Origin of the sequence: Pandoraea sp. NPDC090278, from assembly GCF_044772185.1 — a bacterium.
GTDB lineage: Bacteria > Pseudomonadota > Gammaproteobacteria > Burkholderiales > Burkholderiaceae > Pandoraea.
Window position 1 is genome coordinate 390062 of record NZ_JBIVYJ010000001.1, and the last position, 15218, is coordinate 405279.

Genomic DNA, 15218 nt, shown 5'->3' on the forward strand with positions numbered 1-15218 from the left:
GTGCGGTTCGCCAGTCTAGGCAGCGGCAGCGAAGGCAATGCCCTGCTGGTGGAGGCGTCGGAAGGCGCCTCCACGACACGCATTCTCCTCGATTGCGGTTTCTCGATGCGAGAGGTCGAGCGTCGCCTCACGGCGCGCTCGATCGACGTGGCGTCACTCGACGCCATCGTCATCACGCATGAACACGCCGATCACATCGGCAGTGCACTTTCCCTCACTCGCAAGTACCGAATCCCGCTCATCATGAGCTGGGGAACGGGGCTGGCCGTCAAGGTCGCCACGACGCTCTCTGTCGAAGACAGCCATGCGCTCGTGCGATGGTGTCGTTCCGACGAACGGCTGACGGTGGGCGGTCTGGAGCTGCATCCTTATACCGTGCCCCACGACGCGCGTGAGCCTCTCCAATTCGTGTTTTCCGATGGTGCTCGCCGCTTGGGTGTGCTGACCGATGCCGGGTGTCCAACGGCGCACGTCATCGCCACGCTGGGCGGCTGCGATGCGTTGGTGCTCGAATGCAATCACGATCGCGAGATGCTGGCCAACAGCAAGTATCCGCCGTCGCTCAAAGCGCGCATTGGTGGCACCTATGGCCATCTGGCGAACGACGCGGCTGCGGAGATTCTCGGGGCGATCGACCGGGCAAAACTTCAGCGTGTGGTCTGTGCGCATTTGAGCGAGCAGAACAATACGCCAGAGCTGGCGATGGCGGCGATGACGGCTGTCATCGGCACAGAGGCGACGGAGATCCTCGTGGCGACGCAGACAGGGGGATTCGACTGGCTGACGTGCTAGCGAGGTGTACGAAGTGTACAGACGTAAAAAAGCCGGTCAGAAGACCGGCTTTTTTTGCTCAACTGCCTTGCGGCAGTGAGAGCTTACTTGCTGGCAGCAGCGTCAGCAGCCGAAGCAACGGCGTCAGCAGCAGCACCAGCAGCCGAAGCGGCCGTGTCAGCAGCAGCACCAGCAGCCGAAGCAGCCGAATCAGCAGCAGCGCCAGCAGCCGAAGCGGCGTCCGAAGCAGCCGTAGCAGCCGAAGCGGCAGCGTCAGCAGCCGGAGCAGCGGCTTCTTCCTTCTTGCCGCAGGCGGTCAGGGCGATAGCCAACAACGAAGCGACGAGGAGAGACTTCTTCATGATCACGTCCTTTTATGGTAGAAGACAAGCGAATTGAATATTAGTTACGGTAATACGCTCTTGCCAGCGCAAAGCCGATTGCGAGACATTGGCAATTGAGGATTACCCTTGGTCATGCAAGCTGCTTGGCGAGAAATTATATTGGGTTTTCCCCAACGCGTCACGTCAATCTCGCGGTTTTACCCCGCTTTTTTCCTTACGGCGCGCAACTTTCGCACGCCTTTCGCGTCGGGTCCAAGCAGCAGCCATCCCGAAGCATACCAATCGTACAGAATTTCAACGATTTCTTGGCCTTTTTGCTCGAAATTCGCACATTCCGCTGCATTCAGCTCGCGCCGATCTGCAAGGGTTCGTAACGTAGAGCGCGCAGTGACAGGCACTTCAAGTGGTTCGCCGTTGACGAAGTAGCGGTTGCGTCGATACAACAATTGCGTCTTCGGGGAGAGCGTCAGGCCTCGTGAAGATACTTCGTGCACGAAACGTGACATCGAAAGCGGCTTCTCAGGCGGATCGAAGAACACGTGCGACTTCGGTTCGCTGAGCCAGCGTCCCAGGAAATCTTCGACTTCCTTTTGCCCCCAGCGCACACGTTCGAGCTGCGAAATGAGCGTGTCGATCATCGCATCGGGCAATGCAGCCGGATGTTTGACGGCGGGTTGCTTCGGATCCGCGTATCGCCCAGCGAAATGACGCGCAAACGGCAGGTCGGCTGCATTTTCCGCAAGGTAATACAGGAAGTTCTGAAGCATCTCCTGTTCGAGCGGCGCGCGGAATCCGATGGAGTACGTCATGCACTCGCCCTCGGCTACGCCATCGTGTGCGTAGCCCGGCGGCAGATACAGCATGTCACCTGGCTCCAGTACCCATTCCTCTTCGGCTTCGAAGTTTTTCAGGATGCGCAGCGGCACGTCTTCCAGCCATGTCGTGTCGCGTTGCGGTCCGATACGCCAGCGTCGCTTGCCGTGCGCTTGCAGCAGAAACACGTCGTACGAATCGAGGTGGGGGCCGACGCCGCCGCCATCGGTCGCGTAGCTGATCATCACGTCGTCGAGACGCGCGTCGGGAATGAAGCGAAACTGTTGCATAAGGGCGTCGACCGCGGGCGCGTGAAGGTTCACGCCCTGCACGAGAAGCGTCCATTGCTTGCGCGTGAGCGGCGGCAGATCGTCGGTGTCGAACGGGCCGTGATCGAGTTGCCAGCGTTTGCGCGCATGGGTGATGAGGCGGGATTCGACATCGTCCTGCGCAGCAAGGGCGAACAGCGCCTCACGCGAGAGCGGTGCGGAAAAGCCCGGGATCGCCTGGCGAATGAGCAACGGGCGCTTGTGCCAGTAGCGCTTCATGAAAGCGTCGGGAGCGAGGTCGCCGAGCAACGGCAGTGGGGAGCGAGATGTCGTCATGCGTAGGAGCCGGGGCGCTGTCATACGGCTGCGCGTATAATGCGGGCTGTTTTTCGGAGAGTTTGATGAAGATCGAAAAGAATACCGTCGTCTCGGTGACTTACAAGTTGTCGGACGCTCAGGGCAACCTGATCGAAGAAAGCGGCGCCGAGCCGATGGTCTATCTGCACGGCGGCTATGATGGCACGTTCCCCAAGATCGAGGAAGCGCTCGATGGTCAGGACGTCGGCTTTGAGACCCAACTGCAACTGGAACCGACGGACGCCTTCGGCGACTACGATTCCGAGCTGATCAAGATCGAAGAGCGTGGCCGTTTCCCGGACCCGCTCGAAGTCGGCATGCAGTTCGAAGGCACGCCGGAAGATGGCGACGAAGAGGCCGACGCGCTGATTTACACGGTGACCGACGTGGCCGACGACAAGGTCGTGCTCGACGGCAACCACCCGCTCGCGGGCATGGCACTGCGCTTCGAACTGAAGGTGACTGACGTGCGTCAGGCCACCGAAGAGGAAATCGAGCACCAGCACGCGCACGGCGCGTCGGGTCTCGAGATCGTCGACGAGGACGAAGACGACGCGCCCACGCTGCATTAATCGCGGGACACGCTGAGCGTCACTCGTGACGCGAAGCCCGTGAGCAGTATGAGCAAAAGCGCCGGACAGGTGCATCGTGATATGCGATGCGCCTGTCCGGCGTTTGCATTTTCCGGACGTGTATTTGCGTAATAAGTGGTCGGCTTACAAGAGCCGAAGCGCGGGCCTGATCCGAATCTGCGACGCGAATCGCTTCAATTCAATTGCCGTGCGCCGTACTGCGAGACGAGGCTTTCGGGAGCATCGCGGGGCCGATCGGCATGACACCCTCGTTCGGGTCCAGGCTGATGGCGGTGTTGGTTGTCAGTCCGGAGGTTGGGTAGAGCACCGCATAAGGCACGGAGGTGGGTGTTGCGGTGGACGTCGATGCAGGTGTGGCCGATGGCGTTACATGGCCTGTGGGCGGCGCAGGCACCGCAGCCGGTGGAAACACGCCGCCTCCTGTCGTCGCTCGCCCCGCGTCCGCTCCCGAGGCTGCACCTTGTGTGGCTGTCGCACCGCTACTGCGCTGACCGCTGGCCGTTGGCGCGGCGGTGCTGTTCGGCGGCAGGAGTGCGCTTTCGAAGCGGAATAGCTGAGACGTTCGGGGATCGACGTGTACGCGCACCCATCGATTGCTCGTGGGAGACCCGAAGGTGCTTAGCTGCGTGAACGTCTTCACCGGTGCGCCATGAGTGTCGCGCAAAGGTTGCGAGTGATGCATGGTCTTGCCGCTGTCGATCAGCAGAATCGGCTCTTTGAAGCGGGCCGCCAGACGTTGCAATTGCGTGCGGAAATCCTTATAGCCATCCACGCCGCGACGCCCCGCACGATCCGAGAAGATGCCGCCCAGTCCGCCGCCGCGCGCTGGCTCGAACTCCGGGTCGGCCTGCGCGATGACGACCATACCGAGCGCGTCCTTCTGCTGCGCGTAGACGAGCGCGTGTTGCAGCCAGACGCGCGTCGCGATCACCCGATCTTCAAACTCGCCGTTTCGTCCGCCAGCCGAGCGATAGTTATTGTTGTTGCCCGGAAGATTCACGCCGACGAAAACCACGCCGCGATAAAACCATCGCACGTTCTCGTGATACTGCCGAAAGCGCGCCATGTCGCTCTGACGCGTGAGGTCGAACTGCGCGTAGCCGACCGGGCCGGGGCCCAGTAACGCGTCGTCGTCGAAGGCGTGATCGCGCAGGAAGTCGAGCCGCTCCACCGGGTTGTAGCTGCCGTCCGTTGCGCGCTCGCAATCGGCCCAGTCGTTCGCGCCGGGCACGTAGATCATCGGCTTGGGCGAACTGGCCAGAAGACTCAGACGCTGCGTGACGAGGTCGTCGCGGCACGATTCCGAAACGCTTTTCAGATTGCCTGCGTGGACGACGAACGCCGCCGGCGTATCGCCGATGCTCGCCAGCACACTGCGCGTGACGGGCACCTCGGTGCTGTTGAACGGCGTATTGCCGAGCACTGCGAACTCGAAAGGCGGCGGTTTCGCCGGTGCCTTGGGTTGTGCCTTCGCTGCGGTACGGGTCGAAGCCTTCGCGCTGCTAGACGTCGCAACCGCCGATGTCGGGCCAAGCGCGAGTGCCAACGTCACGAGACACGCGGCCAGCAGGCCGATGCAGGTGTCATGCGTGACGTGTGGGCGACGAAGGCTCGACATATGGGCGGGGGCGGCCGTGGCGTCAGTCGTGCGTGCGGCCGCGCATCAGGCCGCGCAGTTCATACAGCAGATCGAGCGCTTCGCGCGGACGCAGATCGTCCGGATCGATTTCCGCCAGACGTGCCAGCGCCGCTTCCGACGCGGCGTCGAGGGCAGGGGCGCTGTGCGCTCCCGCGCCGTTTGCGCCCGGTGCGATGGCGTCGTCGTCCGCGTCCTCTCCGGCAAGCTCAACGGCCGCACGCGGCGCAAAAAGATCGAGCTGCGGCGCGGCGGGGTCGAGTGCCTGCTGTTCGAGCAGCGCGAGATGCTTGCGTGCCGCGCGAATGACCGGCATCGGAACGCCCGCGAGTTGCGCCACTTGCAAGCCGTAGCTCTGGCTCGCTGGGCCGTCCTGTACGGCATGCAGGAACACGATCCCTTCGCCGTGTTCTACCGCCGACAGGTGCACGTTCGCGCATTGCGGGAACTCGTCGGGCAATTGCGTCAGTTCGAAATAGTGCGTGGCGAAGAGGGTGTAGCAACGGTTGTGGCCGAGCAGGTGACGGGCGATAGCCCAGGCGAGCGCGAGACCGTCGAAGGTCGACGTGCCGCGTCCGATTTCATCCATCAGCACAAGGCTCTGATCCGTGGCCGTGTGCAGAATCGCCGCCGATTCGGTCATCTCGACCATAAACGTCGAGCGACCGCCCGCGAGGTCGTCCGACGCGCCGATACGCGTGAAGATCGCGTCGAGCGGCCCGAGTCGCACGGCTTCGGCAGGCACGTAGCAACCGACGTACGCCAGCAACGCGATGAGTGCGGTCTGACGCATGAACGTCGACTTACCGCCCATGTTCGGGCCGGTGATCAGCAGCAACCGACGCGGATCGCCCAACGAGCAATCGTTGGCGATGAAGCGCTCGACTTGCTGTTCGACGACGGGGTGGCGGCCCTGACGAATGTCGACCACACGGTCCTGCACCAGTTCGGGCTTGACCCAGCCGAGCGTTTCGGCGCGCTCGGCGAGCGACGCCAGCACGTCGAGCTGTGCGAGCGCCTGCGCAATGCGTTTGAACTCGGTGATGTGCGGCAGCAGCGACTGCAGCAGCGCGTCGTAGAGCATCTTCTCGCGCGCGAGTGAGCGCTCCTGCGCCGACAGCGCCTTATCTTCAAACGTCTTCAGTTCCGGCGTGATGTAGCGCTCGGCGTTCTTGAGCGTCTGACGGCGGCGATAGTCGTCCGGCACCTTGTCGGTCTGACCGCGCGTGACTTCGATATAGAAGCCGTGCACCTTGTTGAACTCGACGCGCAGATTGTTAATGCCGGTGCGCGCACGTTCGCGCGTTTCCAGATCGACGAGGAACTGGCCGCAGTTCTCGGAAATGTCGCGCAGCTCGTCGAGGTCGGTGTCGTGACCGCGCGCGATGACACCGCCGTCGCGCAGCATGGCCGCAGGTTCTTCGGCGACGGCACTCGTCAGCAGGGCGAGCGCATCGTCCGGAATCGCGAGGTCTTCATGCAGGATCGCCAGCAGCGGCGAACGCGCTTCGACGGCACGCAAGGTGGTGTGCAACTCAGGCAGACGGCGCAGCGCATCGCGCAGGCTCGACAGATCGCGCGGACGCGCTGTCAGCAATGCCAGACGCGCGGTAATCCGCTCGACGTCGGCGACGTGACGCAGTTCGCTATTGAGCGCGCGCCACGTGCCGGGGCCTTCGAGCAGCGTCGCAATCGCCAACTGACGCGACTGCGGCACTTGCTGATCGCGCATCGGGTGGTGCAGCCAGTGACGCATCAGGCGGCTGCCCATCGTCGTACCGCAGGTGTCGAGCAGCGAGAGCAAGGTGGGCGATTCGGTGCCGCGCAGCGTCTCCGTGAGCTCCAGATTGCGGCGTGTGGCGGCGTCGAGGCCAATATAGGCCGCTTCTCGCTCTACGTTCAGACTTTGCACATGTCGCAGCGACTGACCTTGCGTCGCGGCTGCGTACTGCAACAACGCACCTGCTGCGCCCAGCGCGGGATCGAGACCGTCGCAACCGAACGCGGTCAGGCTGGCAACGCCCAGTTGGTCGCGCAGTCGTTGTGTGCCCGCGGCGGTGTCGAAATGCCAATCGGGCACACGCGTCGTGGTGCCGAGGGAGAAGTTGCCGAAGGCTTCGACGGCGCTGTCGGGCACCAGCGTTTCCGCCGGACGGATGCGTTCGAGTTCGCGCGGCAGTTTGTCGGCGGCCACTTCCATCAGGCGCAGCTCACCGCTGGCCAGCGACAGCCATGCCAGACCGGCCACGCGTTCGCTAGCGCGTCTTGCAGGCGGTATCTGCACGGCGAGCAGGTACTGATCGACCTTGTCGCTGAGCAGCGCGGCATCCGTGAGCGTGCCGGGGGTGACGATACGTACGACCTTGCGCTCAACCGGGCCTTTGGAGGTCGCCGGGTCGCCGATCTGTTCGCAGATGGCGACGGATTCGCCGAGCTTGACCAGCTTGCCGAGATATTGCTCGACGGCGTGATGCGGCACGCCAGCCATGCGGATCGGCTGGCCGCCGGATTGCCCGCGAGCGGTGAGCGTGAGGTCGAGCAGGCGCGCGGCCTTGGCGGCGTCGTCGTGGAAGAGTTCGTAGAAATCGCCCATGCGGTAGAACACCAGCATGTTCGGATGCTCGGCCTTGATGCGCGTGTACTGCTGCATCATCGGCGTCATGGCGGGTGTCGCAGGGGCTGCGGCCGGTGCCGCGGGAGTCGCTTGGGTGCTCGTCATGAATGAATTCGGGTCGGGCAAGTCGGGTCACGATGTGCGTCGGCGGGGATTTCCGCCCGGCGCATCTCTCGGTGAGGCGGCAGGGAGAATTTCGTCGGTCCTGCCGTTTTGCACCATCGTGGCGCGTTGGATGCGCAATTTTACGACGGGTTCGGGTTGCGCCGTTATCCATCCCTTATGGATGTCACTCATTGGCACCGATGAAGATGTTGCTTACAGGCGTCAATCGGGCATCGAATATTTCTCAAGTTTCCTGAAAATGTGCCGTTTCGGGTGGTAATCTCTCGCAAAAATAAGCGAAAGCAAGACAAAAGCTACTCTCGTACGGGCCAGCATGGTGAAGTCGTTGAAGGGACGGGTCGCAGCGGCGACGGCACTCGTCTCGATGATATTGATCGTCGGATTGGCCGTCGGGATCGAGTTTTTCGTCTATGGAGAGTTGCGAAGCTCGATGCAGGCGCAGCTCGACACGCACGTCAAGCTCGCGGCCGATCAGCTCGACGACAAGTTGCGCGCCAAGTTCATCGAACTGCACCGCATGGCCCGCAATATCGGCGACCCGGCCGCCATGACGCCCGCGCAGTTCGAGACCTTCGTGGGTCTCTCGGTGTCGATGCCCGAGACGTTCAATACGATCTTCGTGGCCGCGCCCGACGGTCATCTTTTCTACGATTCCACCTTCGCTGCAACACCCATCAATATCGCCGACCGCGACTATTTCCGGCAGTTGCTGGCGGGCGCGCCGCAATCGGCGTCCAGCGTGATTGCGGGCAAGATCACCGCCTCACCGGGTATTGTCCTCGCGGTGCCCGTCACGAACGCGCAGGGCAAGGTGATCGCCGTCGTCGGCGGCGCGGTCAATCTGTTGCGTCAGAACTTCATCGTCGATCTCGCCAGCAACAGTGTCGGTGAGACAGGGCGCTACTGCCTGATCACGAACGAGAATCCGCCGCGCTACGTCATTCAGGCGGACGTCACCAAGATTCTTACGCCCGTCGGTCCGGTGCAGACGATGTGCGGCGTGCGCGATCCCGGCTCGAACGACATCGTCCATATGCATCCGCTGGTGGCGCGTGCCCCGATGACGACAACCGGTTGGAACGTTGTGGCGGTGCTGCCGGGTGCGGAAGCGTTCGATCCGATTTCGCACGTTCGGCGTCAAGTGGTGCTGCTGGCCATCGCCGCGATCGGCATTGCGGCACTCGTGATGTGGTGGGTGGCGCGGCGCTTGCTGCGTCCGCTCGACACGCTGCGCGACCTGGTCGAGCGCAGCGCTGGCGACATGCGGGCGGTGCAGTCGTTGCCCGTGCAGCGCGCCGACGAAATCGGGGCGCTCGCGAACACGTTCCGCACCATGATGGAGCAGCTGAGCGAACGCACGGAAGCGCTTGAGATGTCGCGTGAGGCGGCGCGCGCGAACGTGCGAAGGATGCAGGAAGTGGCGGATCGCGTGCCGTATCTCGTCGCGTTTCTGGACGGCGACGAGCGGTTTGCCTTTGTGAACCGCGCATGCGAAGTGCGTCTGCGGCGTTCGCGAGACCGCATTCTTGGCGTGACGGCGCGCGAGTTGCTCGGGCCGTCGCTGTATCGCGAGTTCGCGCCGCATCTCGCGCGCGCCTTTGCTGGTGAGGTGGCCACGTTCGTCTGGGACTTCGGTGAAGACTCGGCCTATCGATGCTTTGAAGTGAGTTATCAGCCGGAGTGGGCGACGCATAACGTGCTGGCCGGTGTTCACGTGTTTGTGCGCGATATCACCGTCGAGCGTTCAAACGAGCGGCGCTGGCGTCGCGAGTCGCACACGGACCACCTGACGGGGCTGCTCAATCGCAAGGGCTTCGATCAGGCGTTGTCGGGAGCGGTGCGCCGCGCGCGTGAAGGGGCGGGCGCACAGGCGCTGCTGTTCGTCGATCTGGATCGCTTCAAGGTGGTCAACGATACGTGGGGCCATTCGCTGGGTGATGAGTTGCTTCGGCGTCTCGCCAAACGACTGCTCGCGAGCGTGCGCGAGGGGGATGTGATTGCCCGCTTCGGGGGCGACGAATTCGCCGTGATCATGCGCGACGTGCAGGACTTGCTCGACGTCGAGCGCGCAGCGATGGCCATTCTCGATGCGGCGTCGCGACCGATGATGCTCTCGGTCGGTGAAGTGTCAGTGGGCGCTTGCGTCGGCGTGGCGATGGTCGCGCGCAACGAGGACAAGACGCCCGACATGCTGTTCGAAGCAGCCGATCGCGCCCTCTACGAGGCGAAGCACGGTGGACGTGGGCGGTTCGTCCTCAGCAACGGCAACGCCGAACGCGCACCGTAAGCAGTTGCCTAGCAGGTGCCCTAAGCAAATGCCCTAATCAGATGCTGTAAGCGGGCGCTCACTGGGGGCGGCGCGTCGTTGCGTCGACGGCTTCCTTGCGTTAGGCGCAGGCAATCGAAAGCGCGTCAGCGATCATCTTCCCTGAAGTTACGAGCGTCGATTGTCTGACGCACAATGAGCGACGCCCGTCGTCGGCGATGCGCTCGGTGGCCGTTTTCGACGCCGCTGCCGGTCGGGTGTGGGGATGTCTTCAGGAGGTTTCGAAAGTCTTCGTAAAAGGAGGCGGGCATGAAACTGGAAAGCGGACGAGGCCGTGCAGTCACGCGGGCGGCTTCCGACGCAGGGTGGCGCGACGCCGGCCGGACAGGCAAGGCGGCCGGTGAGGGTGCGCGCCATGATCCACCGCGGGCCTTGCATCGCAGACCACGAGCGCGCTCGGAGACCGACGCGCAGGACAACGATGCGAGACATTGCAGTCTGTCGGTTCGTGAAAACGAAGTGTTTCATATGCTGGTCGACGGCCTGGCCGTCAACGAGGTCGCCCACGCGCTGCATCTGAGCGAGCGGACGGTCGCATCACACGTCGCCCATATTCTGGATAAGCTCGCGCTTGGCGACAGCGCGGAACTGATCGGCTACGCCATCCGGCACGGTCTGATCGATGAGGGGAGCGAGGGCGTCGCCTGAGGTGTATTCGGTGCGAAGCGGGCCCTCACATGGCAAGTCAACCCGGCGCGTCGCCAACGGTCGTCATGATCGTTACGGCGCGCCCGTCACATCGGTATCTGCGGGGCGCTTCCTTTGTGTTGTCGTTGCTTTCGTTATGCCCGCGCCGTCTTCCGTTCGTTCGACATCGCATCCCACGTCCCGATTAATTCGGAATGACTTGGCCGTCACGCTGCGCGTGCATTCACAGCCGACGCGATTTTGCAGTCGGTGATATGGTGCAGGCTCAACAAAATTTTCACGGAAGGTGCGTGTCATGACGGACGAGCCGCGCGCGAAGCGTCGGTCCGAATGTTTGTGCGTCACCGTCGACACCCCAACAAGAAGGGGCGGCGCTTTGCTTGCGTGGCGAGACCGCTCCAGGAATCGAGGACAGACACGATGAAGGCCATCGAGATCACCCAGTACGGCGCACCGGAAGTGCTCAAGCTCACCGAGCGTGCGCGTCCCGAACTCAAACCGGGTGAGGTGCTCATCAAGGTGAGCGCCTCGGGCGTGAACCGCCCGGACGTGCTTCAGCGCATCGGGCAGTACCCGGTCCCGCCGGGCGCATCGGACCTGCCGGGGCTGGAAGTGGCGGGCGAAATCGTGGAAGGCGCGCAAGGCGTGCTCGAAGGCGCGGACAACCGCTGGGGCCTGAAGGTTGGCTCGCGGGTGTGCGCGCTGGTGCAGGGTGGTGGTTACGCCGAGTACTGCACCGCGCCGCTGGCGCAGGTGCTGCCGGTGCCCGATGGGCTGTCGGATGTCGAGGCGGCGTCGTTGCCTGAGACGTTCTTTACGGTCTGGAGCAATGTCTTCGATCGCGCGCGTCTCGGCGAGACAGAAGCGGGTGAGAAGGAAACGCTGCTGGTGCAGGGCGGCACGAGCGGGATCGGTGTGACGGCGATTCAACTGGCTGTGGCGCTCGGCCATCGCGTGTTCGCCACCGCAGGCTCCGAAGACAAGGCGCGTGCCTGCGAGACGCTGGGTGCCGAGCGCGGCATCAACTACAAGACGGAAGACTTTGTCGCCGTGACGAAGGAGCTCACTAAGGACCGCGGCGTGGACGTCGTCCTCGATATGGTGGGCGGTGATTATTTGCCGCGCGAAGTGCAGGCGCTGGCGTTCGATGGACGTATCGCCATCATCGCGCTACTGGGCGGCAGCAAGGCGACGCTGGATATGGGGGCGCTACTGCGTCGCCGTCTCACTGTGACGGGCTCGACGCTGCGTCCGCGCTCGGTGGCCTTTAAGGCGGCCATTGCCAAGAACCTGCACGACAAGGTCTGGCCGTTGCTCGCCGCAGGCAAGATTCGTCCCGTGATTTATCAGACGTTTCCGGCCGAGCAGGCGGACAAAGCCCATGCGTTGATGGAAACGAGCACGCACGTCGGCAAGATCGTGCTGACCTGGTAAGCACGTTCTGCCCGATTCGCCGGGGGCGATGCTGTGAATCCGCGTGAATGCCCCATTTTATGCGGATTCGCACGTCGGAAAACCGGCGAAATTGACCCCTATGCCCCGGACGCACTAGAATGAGAGGTTTTTCGTCTCTACGCATTGGGGGATAAGGCGTGACAACTGGTACCGCAGCTTCGGCTCGCACCATCAGCCGTAAGGCTGGCAAGCTCGTCGTGGGCAATTGGAAACTGCACGGCAGTCTGGCCGGCAATGAGGCGCTGCTGGGCGACCTGCTGGCTTCGCCTGTGCTGAGCGCACCGGGCGTGACCGCAGCCGTTTGTGTGCCGTTCCCCTATCTCGCACAATGCCAGACCCGTCTCTCGGGGCAGGTGCTGGGCTTCGGCGCGCAGGACGTATCGGCGCAAGTGAACGGCGCGTTCACCGGCGAAGTCGCCGCGCAGATGATCGCCGAGTTCGGCGCGAAGTTCGTGATCGTCGGCCACTCGGAGCGTCGTGCGTATCACGGCGAGACGGATGCGAGCGTGGCGGCCAAGACGCTGCGCGTGCTCGACGCCGGTATGACGCCGATCGTGTGCATTGGTGAAACGCTGACCGAGCGCGAAGCCGGTGAGACGACGGCAGTCGTCACGCGTCAGCTCGAAACGGTGCTTGCGGCACTGACCGTCGAGCAGGCTGCGCAGATCGTCGTTGCCTACGAACCGGTCTGGGCGATCGGCACGGGCAAGACGGCGACGTCGGCGCAAGCGCAGGAAGTGCATGCGCATCTGCGTTCGCTGCTGCGTGCGAAGGGTGAGGCGGTTGTGGATGTGGCGGTGTTGTATGGCGGCAGTGTGAAGCCGGACAACGCGGCCGAGCTGTTCTCGATGGCGGACGTCGATGGGGGTTTGATCGGCGGTGCGGCATTGAAGGCGGCAGATTTTCTGGCGATTTGCGAGGCAGGTCTGTCGCGCTAATGCCAATACCGTTTGTTGTAACGGTATGAAATAGTCATGACGCAGTGCATCAATTTCGCTGCGAATCGGATGAATTGGATTCTTCTATACGGGTGGTGAGATGGGGTTGTTGAAAACGTTGTTGATCGTGGTGCAGGTGCTTTCCGCGCTGGGCATCATCGGTCTGGTGTTGTTGCAGCATGGCAAGGGCGCCGACATGGGCGCGGCATTCGGCAGCGGTTCGTCGGGTAGTCTTTTCGGCGCATCGGGCTCGGCCAACTTCCTGTCGCGCACCACGGCTGCACTGGCTGCAGTGTTCTTCGTGACCACGCTGGGCCTGACTTACATGGGTTCGTACAAGCCGGCATCAAACATCGGTGTCCTTGGTAATTTGCCTGCGGCGACTGTGCCGGCAACGGCTTCCGCACCCGCTGCAGCAAGTGCTCCGGCACCCGCTTCGGCTGCGAATCCGCAAGACGTGCCGAAGTAATTCGCATTGCGTTTGTGACAAGTAATACGTTGTAAAGAAAGTTGAAAAAAAATCGATTTGTGCATTGAACAAAATGCCGAAGGGCGCTAATATAGCGGTCTTGAAGCGATTCGTAAGTGACAGCGGATTGCAGACTATGAATGCCGACGTGGTGAAATTGGTAGACACGCTATCTTGAGGGGGTAGTGGCGAAAGCTGTGCGAGTTCGAGTCTCGCCGTCGGCACCACAGTTCTACGATGCCAGCCTTGCGTTTATGCTTTGGCTGGCATTTTATTTTGTGCTCACCGTTCATCCGCTTTCCGGTCCCCACACCATCGACGAGAGCGGTTCTTTGAACTAACCGAAAGAGGGTAGAGTTGAACCTCGGAACCTATTATCCCGTCCTGCTGTTTATTCTGGTAGGTGGCGGTCTTGGGGCGGTACTGATTGGCGTCGGTAAATTCCTCGGCCCCAACAATCCCGACAGCGAAAAACTCTCTCCGTACGAGTGCGGCTTCGAGGCATTCGAAGACGCGCGCATGAAGTTTGATGTGCGCTACTATCTCGTCGCCATCCTTTTCATCCTGTTCGATCTCGAAACGGCATTTCTGTTTCCGTGGGGCGTCGCCCTGCGCGATATCGGCTGGGTGGGCTTTATCTCCATGATGGGTTTCCTGCTTGAACTGCTGGTCGGTTTCGTTTTCCTGTGGAAGCGCGGTGCGCTCGACTGGGAATAAGACCGTCAACGTAACTGGCAGCATTGCAGAAGGATTCAGGGTAAGCATATGAGCATCGAAGGGGTTTTGCGCGAAGGGTTCGTCACCACCACGGCTGACAAACTCATCAACTGGACGCGTACGGGTTCGCTTTGGCCGATGACGTTCGGTCTCGCGTGCTGTGCGGTCGAAATGATGCACGCCGGCGCGGCGCGTTACGATCTGGACCGGTTTGGCGTGGTGTTCCGCCCCAGCCCGCGTCAGTCGGACGTGATGATCGTGGCCGGTACGCTGTGCAACAAGATGGCGCCTGCGCTGCGCAAGGTCTACGACCAGATGGCCGAGCCGCGTTGGGTGATCTCGATGGGGTCGTGCGCTAACGGCGGCGGCTACTATCACTATTCCTACTCGGTGGTGCGCGGTTGCGATCGCATCGTGCCGGTCGACGTCTACGTGCCGGGCTGTCCGCCGACGGCCGAGGCGCTGGTCTACGGCATCATCCAGTTGCAGTCGAAGATCAAGCGGACTGCGACGATCGCGCGTAAATAACCGCTACCGCCCATGTCTACACTAGAAAAACTCAAGACCACCCTGCAAAACGTGCTTGGCCCCCGGGCCGAGCAGTTGGTGGAAGCCCTCGACGAGCTCACGCTCACCGTCAAGGCTAGCGACTATCTCGAAGTGGCGCGTACGCTGCGCGATCATCCCGAGCTGAAGTTCGAGCAACTGATGGACGTTGCCGGTCTCGACTATTCGGCTTACGGCGATGGCGCCTACGACGGTCCGCGTTACGCCGCCGTGTCGCATCTGCTCTCGCTCACCCACAACTGGCGTCTGCGTGTGCGCGTGTTCGCACCGGAAGACGATCTGCCGGTCGTGGCATCGCTGATCGATCTTTGGAGCTCGGCCGACTGGTTCGAGCGCGAAGCATTCGATCTGGTCGGTATCGTGTTCGAAGGTCACCCGGACCTGCGCCGTATTCTCACGGACTACGGTTTCATCGGTCACCCGTTCCGCAAGGACTTCCCGACGTCGGGTTATGTCGAGATGCGTTACGACCCGGAGCAGAAGCGAGTGATCTATCAGCCGGTGACGATCGAGCCGCGCGAAATTACGCCGCGCATCATCCGCGAAGAGCATTACGCCGGTCTGAAACATTAAGG

At 62.3% G+C, this 15218-nt stretch carries 14 protein-coding genes and 1 tRNA gene; 11 read left to right on the plus strand and 4 right to left on the minus strand.

The annotated features are described in order from the left end of the window. On the plus strand, positions 1–792 hold the full coding sequence (locus ACIQWO_RS01680; RefSeq protein ID WP_402818398.1) for an MBL fold metallo-hydrolase: 792 nt from the start codon (positions 1–3) through the stop codon (positions 790–792). Between the two features lie 83 nt (positions 793–875). Here ACIQWO_RS01680 and ACIQWO_RS01685 read toward each other — a convergent pair whose 3' ends face one another. Together ACIQWO_RS01685 and ACIQWO_RS01690 are read right to left on the minus strand one after the other, a co-directional pair. Next, positions 876–1133 (minus strand): hypothetical protein, encoded by a 258-nt coding sequence (locus tag ACIQWO_RS01685; RefSeq protein ID WP_072617452.1) that lies wholly within the window; start codon positions 1131–1133, stop codon positions 876–878. Positions 1134–1312: 179 nt separating this feature from the next. Beyond that, positions 1313–2533 (minus strand): JmjC domain-containing protein, encoded by a 1221-nt coding sequence (locus ACIQWO_RS01690; RefSeq protein ID WP_402818401.1) that lies wholly within the window; start codon positions 2531–2533, stop codon positions 1313–1315. 65 nt (positions 2534–2598) lie between these two features. Here ACIQWO_RS01690 and ACIQWO_RS01695 point away from each other — a divergent pair, with 65 nt between their 5' ends. Beyond that, on the plus strand, positions 2599–3126 hold the full coding sequence (locus ACIQWO_RS01695) for a peptidylprolyl isomerase (RefSeq protein ID WP_402818405.1): 528 nt from the start codon (positions 2599–2601) through the stop codon (positions 3124–3126). A gap of 199 nt (positions 3127–3325) precedes the next feature. On the opposite strand, the gene ACIQWO_RS01700 is transcribed toward ACIQWO_RS01695, so the two are convergent. Together ACIQWO_RS01700 and mutS are read right to left on the minus strand one after the other, a co-directional pair. Next, positions 3326–4765, minus strand: a complete 1440-nt coding sequence (locus tag ACIQWO_RS01700; RefSeq protein ID WP_402818408.1) for a hypothetical protein — start codon at positions 4763–4765, stop codon at positions 3326–3328. A gap of 22 nt (positions 4766–4787) precedes the next feature. Next, complete coding sequence (mutS, locus tag ACIQWO_RS01705) at positions 4788–7502, minus strand: DNA mismatch repair protein MutS (protein WP_402818411.1); 2715 nt, start codon at positions 7500–7502, stop codon at positions 4788–4790. A 334-nt stretch (positions 7503–7836) separates the two neighbouring features. Between mutS and ACIQWO_RS01710 the strand changes: the two genes are divergently transcribed. The 9 genes from ACIQWO_RS01710 (at position 7837) to ACIQWO_RS01750 (ending at position 15216) form a co-directional block, all read left to right on the plus strand. Beyond that, complete coding sequence (locus ACIQWO_RS01710; RefSeq protein WP_402818414.1) at positions 7837–9810, plus strand: diguanylate cyclase domain-containing protein; 1974 nt, start codon at positions 7837–7839, stop codon at positions 9808–9810. A 288-nt stretch (positions 9811–10098) separates the two neighbouring features. Further along, on the plus strand, positions 10099–10497 hold the full coding sequence (locus ACIQWO_RS01715; protein WP_402818417.1) for a response regulator transcription factor: 399 nt from the start codon (positions 10099–10101) through the stop codon (positions 10495–10497). Between the two features lie 420 nt (positions 10498–10917). Beyond that, on the plus strand, positions 10918–11931 hold the full coding sequence (locus ACIQWO_RS01720) for an NAD(P)H-quinone oxidoreductase (RefSeq protein WP_039399251.1): 1014 nt from the start codon (positions 10918–10920) through the stop codon (positions 11929–11931). Between the two features lie 191 nt (positions 11932–12122). Beyond that, on the plus strand, positions 12123–12890 hold the full coding sequence (gene tpiA, locus ACIQWO_RS01725; protein ID WP_402821749.1) for a triose-phosphate isomerase: 768 nt from the start codon (positions 12123–12125) through the stop codon (positions 12888–12890). A 100-nt stretch (positions 12891–12990) separates the two neighbouring features. Then, a complete protein-coding gene (gene secG / locus ACIQWO_RS01730) occupies positions 12991–13359 on the plus strand; it encodes a preprotein translocase subunit SecG (protein ID WP_402818422.1) in 369 nt (122 codons plus the stop codon). A gap of 142 nt (positions 13360–13501) precedes the next feature. After that, positions 13502–13586 (plus strand) — tRNA-Leu (locus tag ACIQWO_RS01735). A 130-nt stretch (positions 13587–13716) separates the two neighbouring features. Then, entirely contained in the window at positions 13717–14076 is a 360-nt protein-coding gene (locus ACIQWO_RS01740) for an NADH-quinone oxidoreductase subunit A (protein WP_150576756.1), read from the plus strand. 48 nt (positions 14077–14124) lie between these two features. After that, entirely contained in the window at positions 14125–14604 is a 480-nt protein-coding gene (locus ACIQWO_RS01745; RefSeq protein ID WP_010807413.1) for an NADH-quinone oxidoreductase subunit B family protein, read from the plus strand. Between the two features lie 12 nt (positions 14605–14616). Further along, positions 14617–15216 carry an NADH-quinone oxidoreductase subunit C gene (locus ACIQWO_RS01750; protein ID WP_150576757.1) on the plus strand — a complete coding sequence of 200 codons (600 nt, stop codon included), beginning with the start codon at positions 14617–14619 and terminating at the stop codon, positions 15214–15216. Positions 15217–15218 lie beyond the last annotated feature (2 nt).